The 5,270-nt window shown below is 64.8% G+C and carries 5 protein-coding genes; all 5 read left to right on the top strand.

What is annotated here, in order from left to right; translation table 11 throughout:
* The first annotated feature begins 79 nt into the window (after nucleotides 1-79).
* Nucleotides 80-1,408, top strand: a complete 1,329-nt coding sequence (pssA, locus tag VJS90_RS11510; RefSeq protein ID WP_324121779.1) for a CDP-diacylglycerol--serine O-phosphatidyltransferase — start codon at nucleotides 80-82, stop codon at nucleotides 1,406-1,408.
* A 320-nt stretch (nucleotides 1,409-1,728) separates the two neighbouring features.
* The gene (nhaA, locus tag VJS90_RS11505; protein ID WP_324121778.1) at nucleotides 1,729-2,964 is read left to right on the top strand and encodes a Na+/H+ antiporter NhaA; all 1,236 of its coding nucleotides are present in this window, start codon (nucleotides 1,729-1,731) and stop codon (nucleotides 2,962-2,964) included.
* A gap of 177 nt (nucleotides 2,965-3,141) precedes the next feature.
* Nucleotides 3,142-3,606: a hemerythrin domain-containing protein gene (locus tag VJS90_RS11500; RefSeq protein ID WP_324121777.1), complete on the top strand. Its 465-nt coding sequence runs from the start codon at nucleotides 3,142-3,144 to the stop codon at nucleotides 3,604-3,606.
* Between the two features lie 101 nt (nucleotides 3,607-3,707).
* The gene (locus VJS90_RS11495) at nucleotides 3,708-4,061 is read left to right on the top strand and encodes an NUDIX domain-containing protein (RefSeq protein WP_324121776.1); all 354 of its coding nucleotides are present in this window, start codon (nucleotides 3,708-3,710) and stop codon (nucleotides 4,059-4,061) included.
* Nucleotides 4,062-4,157: 96 nt separating this feature from the next.
* The coding region (locus VJS90_RS11490) for an MFS transporter (protein ID WP_324121775.1) at nucleotides 4,158-5,270 on the top strand (1,113 nt) is incomplete at its 3' end.

Genomic DNA, 5,270 nt, shown 5'->3' with positions numbered 1-5,270 from the left:
TGTTTCAACATGAGTATCACCCGACAGCCGGCCGCCAGAGAGCTATTCTGCTAGCATCCGCCAGCCGAGGTCACACACGTTGAAACCCACCCCCACGCTCGCCACCCTCGAAGGATTCAGCCTCTCGCCCGGGGCCATCCAGGTCATTCCCAGCGCCGCCGACTATCGCACCTGCCTGCTTGAACGCATCGCCGCGGCGCAGCGGCGGATCGTGATCGTGGCGCTGTACCTGCAGGCGGACGAGGCGGGGCAGGAGATTCTCGATGCGTTGTACCGGGCCAAGGCCGAGCGCCCGACCCTGGACATCGTGGTGGTGGTCGACTGGTTCAGGGCCCAGCGCGGTCTGATGGGACAGGCCAAGCAGCCCGGCAACGCCGCCTGGTACAACACCGAGCGGGGCCGCCATGCGCTGGAGGTGCCGATCCACGGCGTACCGGTGCAGTCGCGCGAGCTGTTCGGGGTGCTGCACCTCAAGGGCAGCATCATCGATGACAGCGTGCTGTACACAGGCGCCAGCCTGAACAACGTCTACCTGCACCGTTTCGACAGGTACCGCCTGGACCGCTACCACCTGCTCGACAGCAAGCCACTGGCCGACGCCATGGCCAACCTGGTCTACAGCGTCCTGGACTCGCGGGCTACCCACCGGCTCGACCTGCCGCAACTGCCCGCCACCCGAACCCTGCGCGATGACATACGGCTGCTGCGCGCGCGCCTGCGTGACACGCGCTACGACGCCGCCGCGCAGCCGTCCGGGCCCGGGCTCAAGGTGACGCCGCTGCTGGGCGTGGGCCGGCACAACCCGCTGAACCGGGTAATCTGCGAGCTGCTCGCGGCCAGCCAGACACGCATCACCCTGTGCACGCCGTATTTCAATCCGCCCAAGGTGCTGCTGCGCGAGATCGAGCGGGCGCTGCAACGCGGGGTCACCGTGGACATCATCGTCGGTGACAAGACCGCCAACGATTTCTACGTCCCCCCGGACGAGAAGTTCTCCGCCAGCGCCGTCCTGCCCTACCTCTACGAGAACAACCTGCGCGCGTTCGCCCGTCGCCACCAGCTGGCGATCATCCGTCGGCGCCTCAACCTGCTGTTATGGAACGATCCGGGACACAGCTTCCACGCCAAGGGCATCTGGGTCGACCAGCGCTACACGCTTCTGACCGGCAACAACCTCAATCCGAGAGGGTTCAGCCTGGACCTCGAGAACGCCTTGCTGATCGACGATCCCCAAGGTGAATGGCAGGCGCAACGCGACGCGGAGCTGGCCGCGCTTAAAACCGGGGTACAGCGCATCTCGCTGTTCACCGAGCTCGAGGCCGCGCGCAGCTACCCGACCATGGTACGCCGGGTCTTGCGCAGGCTTCGCTACACCCGCCTGGAGCGCCTGCTCAAGCGCATGCTCTAGCCAGCGCGGTGAGGGTTGCCCGGCCATCGTGCATTTTGCTAGGCTTGCCGCTCGGCGTGTGCTGCGTGCGCCCGGGGATCATCCCCGTATACGGAGAACGTTCATTCGTTTTCCGTGAGGCTATCCATGGCTGCTGCAGCGTTCCTGCGTCTATTCCTGTGCCCGGTCCCGTTCCCCGCGAACGCGATCCTCGCCACGACCTCCCTTGATTTCCTGCCCGGATGGGCCCGAGCCGATCGGCCCTGGCGTCCTGTCGTCTGCATGTCTGCGATCCGCAACCTGTACACCCCGGGCAACCCTTTGCACGAGGCGAAACACTCATGACTGCTCCACAACCCCCCATGTCCTCGACCCTGCAGCGATTTCTCGCCAGCGAGACCGCGGGCGGGATCCTGTTGATGATCGCCGCGGCGCTGGCGCTGATCATCGCCAACAGCCCGCTGGCCGAAGACTACCTGCACCTGATCCATGCCTCCACCGGCGTGACCCTGAGCGACACGCTGGGGCCCATGACCGTGCACCTGTGGATCAACGATGGCCTGATGGCAGTGTTCTTCCTGCTGGTGGGCCTTGAAATCCGCCGCGAGCTGGTCGATGGGCGCCTGGCGTCCTGGCAGCAACGACGCCTGCCCGCCGTGCCCGCGCTGATGGGCATGGCCGCGCCAGCGCTGATCTACCTCTACCTGGCCGGAGGCGACACCGAGCTTGCCCACGGCTGGGCGATTCCCGCCGCCACCGATATCGCCTTCGCCATTGGCGCGCTGGCGCTGATGGGCCGGCATGTCCCGCTGTCGCTCAAGCTGATGCTGGTGGCGGTGGCAATCCTTGACGACATGGGCGCCGTGGCGATCATCGCGATCTTCTACACCGCCTCCCTCAACCTGGGCGCCCTGGCCGCCGCCGGGGCTGTCATGGTGGCGATGCTGCTGCTGCGCCGGGCGCGCGTCTTCAGCCTGTGGCCGTACATGATCGGCCTGGCGCTGCTGTGGTACTTCACCTTGCTGTCGGGCGTGCATGCCACCGTGGCTGGGGTGGTGGGGGCGTTCCTGCTGCCGTACTGGGCGGAGGAGGAGGGCCGCGAGCTCTCGCCGTTGCACCGGCTCGAGCATGCCATCTCGCCTTGGGTGGGCTTCCTGATCGTGCCGGTGTTCGGCTTTGCCAATGCGGGCGTGTCGTTCGGGGGACTGACCTGGGGCGATATCTTCGCGCCGCTGCCGCTGGGCATCGCCGTGGGGTTGTTCGTGGGCAAGCAGCTGGGGGTGTTCTGCGGCGTGCTGCTGGCGGTCAAGTCTGGCCTCGCGGCCAAGCCGAAAGGTGCGACCTGGGTGCAGATCTATGCGGTGTCGATCCTGTGCGGCATCGGCTTCACCATGAGCCTGTTCATCAGCGGCCTGGCTTTCCCCGCGCACCCGGCGCTGGTTGATGAGGCCAAGATCGGCATCCTGCTCGGCTCGCTGGTGTCGGCGGTGGTCGGGTGCCTGCTGATGCGGGTGGCGCCGAAGGCCCGCGAGGCGGAAGAGGTTGCGCAAGGGACCAGCGATTCGCTGCGTAGCTGATCACTCGCCCTCCAAAGTGCAAGGCATTACCTGCCGGATCATGCAAAATGCATGATCCGGCATGCGCTTCTGCACGTTCAAGTCCATGATTTCCCTGAAGATATTTTTGACTTGGGAGCTGGCATCGAAGCTGCAGTGATTCTCCTCGAATCAGGTCCGAACCCTCAGGAGCCACTCATGAATGCCATCGAATTGCTCGAAGCCGATCACGAACGCGTCAAGGGCATTCTTGCCCAGCTCAGCGAGTCCACCGAGCGAGGCGTGAAGAAACGTGCCGAATTGCTGGCCAAGCTTGAGGTCGAGTTGACGCTGCACACCAAGCTTGAGGAAGAGATTCTCTATCCTGCCTTCAAGGAAGCCGGCGGCAAGGACCAGGCCATCATGTACCACGAGGCCAAGGAAGAGCACCGTACCGTGGACACCCTGGTCCTGCCCGACCTCAAGAACACCGACCCCTCGACCGTGGAATTCACCGGCCGGGTCAAGGTGGTGAAGGAGCTGCTGGAGCACCACATCGAGGAAGAGGAAGGCGAGATGTTCCCGCAGGCGCGCAAGCTATTGAAGAAAGAGGCGCTTGAGGCACTTGGCGAAGAAATGGAGATGTTCAAGGCGACCTACATGAAGTCCCTCGCCAATCATTGATCATCCTCCTGCCACCCCGCGCAAGGATGCCCGCACCGGCTGAACCCTTGCGAGGTGAGGCCGTCACATGCACATGGACCCAGCCATAGGCGCCTCACCGGATGAAAGAACTCAAGAAACGAGCGACCGTGCTTTGCTACCAGGGCAAGAAGCTCTTGTGCGTGCGCAAGCACAAGTGCGACTGGACCTTACCAGGCGGGACCATCGAGGCAGGCGAAAAGCCCATGGATGCGGCCTGTCGCGAGCTGCGCGAAGAGACCGGCATCAAGGCCCGCAGCATTCGTTTCATCAAGCGCTACCGCTCGGCGCGCCGAGAGCATTATGTCTACCGCGTCACGCTGGGCGGGCGTGTCCGTGCCCGGCCGCGCAACGAAATTGCCCAATGCCGCTGGTACGGCCGTGATGACATGAGCCGGGTAAAAAGCGAGATCAGCAAGCTGCTCGCATCGCTTTGAACACAGGGGCAACGTTGGTCAGGCCACACTCGCACATCGTTGTAACTATACATTCTAGAATGTATAGTTTGCAGCCTCGCAGCGAGGTTCACGACCATGCAACACACGCCACTCACAAAACTTCAACGCTGGATCGTGCTGGCCACGGTGGGCGCTGCGCTGCTGCTCATCACCCTTGATCACTCGGTGCTTTACACGGCTCTGCCCACCTTGCTGCGCGACCTGGACGCCAGCACCACCGAAGGCCTCTGGATCATCAATGCTTACCCCTTGGTGATGGCCGGACTGTTGCTGGGAGCGGGCACCCTGGGCGACCGTATCGGGCACCGGCAGATGTTTCTCAGCGGCCTGCTGGTGTTCGGCCTGGCGTCCTTGACCGCGGCCTTCGCGCCAAACGCGCAGTTGCTGATTGCCGCCCGTGCCTTTCTTGCCGTGGGCGCGGCGGCGATGATGCCAGCGACGCTGGCGCTGATCCGCATAACCTTCGAGGACGACCGCGAGCGCAACGTGGCCATCGCGGTCTGGGGCTCGCTGGCGGTGGTGGGCAGCGCGCTGGGTCCTATCCTCGGCGGCCTGCTGCTGGAGCGCTTCTGGTGGGGCTCGGTGTTCCTGATCAACGTGCCAGTGGTCGTGGTGGCGTTCGCCGTGGGGGTGGTGGTGACCCCGCACAGCCCGGCCGATGCGTCGCGTCCATGGGATCTGGTGTCATCGCTGCAGGCGCTGGCAGCGCTGTCCGGACTTGTGTATGCCATCAAAGAAGCCGTCAATGCCAAGCCATCATGGCCGATGGCGGCAGTGGCCGGTGGCGTGGCAATTGTTGCCGGGCTGTGCTTCGCCCAGCGCCAGCGGCGCCTGACGTTTCCGTTGCTGGACGTTGCAATCTTCCGCAACCCGGCCTTCCTCGCCGGTGTCCTGGCCGCCGTCTTTACCCTGTTCGCCATGAGCGGCGTGCAACTGGTCACCACCCAGCGTTTCCAGCTGGTCGCAGGCTTCAGCCCACTGCAGGCGGGCCTTCTGGTCTCGGCCGCGGCCCTGGCCTGCCTGCCTAGCGCCTTGCTCGGCGGCGCCTTGCTGCACCGGCTCGGGCTGTTGCCGCTGATCGGCGGCGGCTTGCTGGTCGCCACTGTCGGGGTGCTGGTCGCAAGTCAGGGCCTGGTGCTTGGCCTGCCGTGGGTGGTGGCTGGCCTTGCCCTGCTGGGCCCCGGCCTG

Source organism: Pseudomonas sp. (genome assembly GCF_035277045.1).
GTDB lineage: Bacteria > Pseudomonadota > Gammaproteobacteria > Pseudomonadales > Pseudomonadaceae > Aquipseudomonas.
Note: the sequence above shows the minus strand (reverse complement) of the source record. Positions and strands in the feature narration are given on the sequence as shown.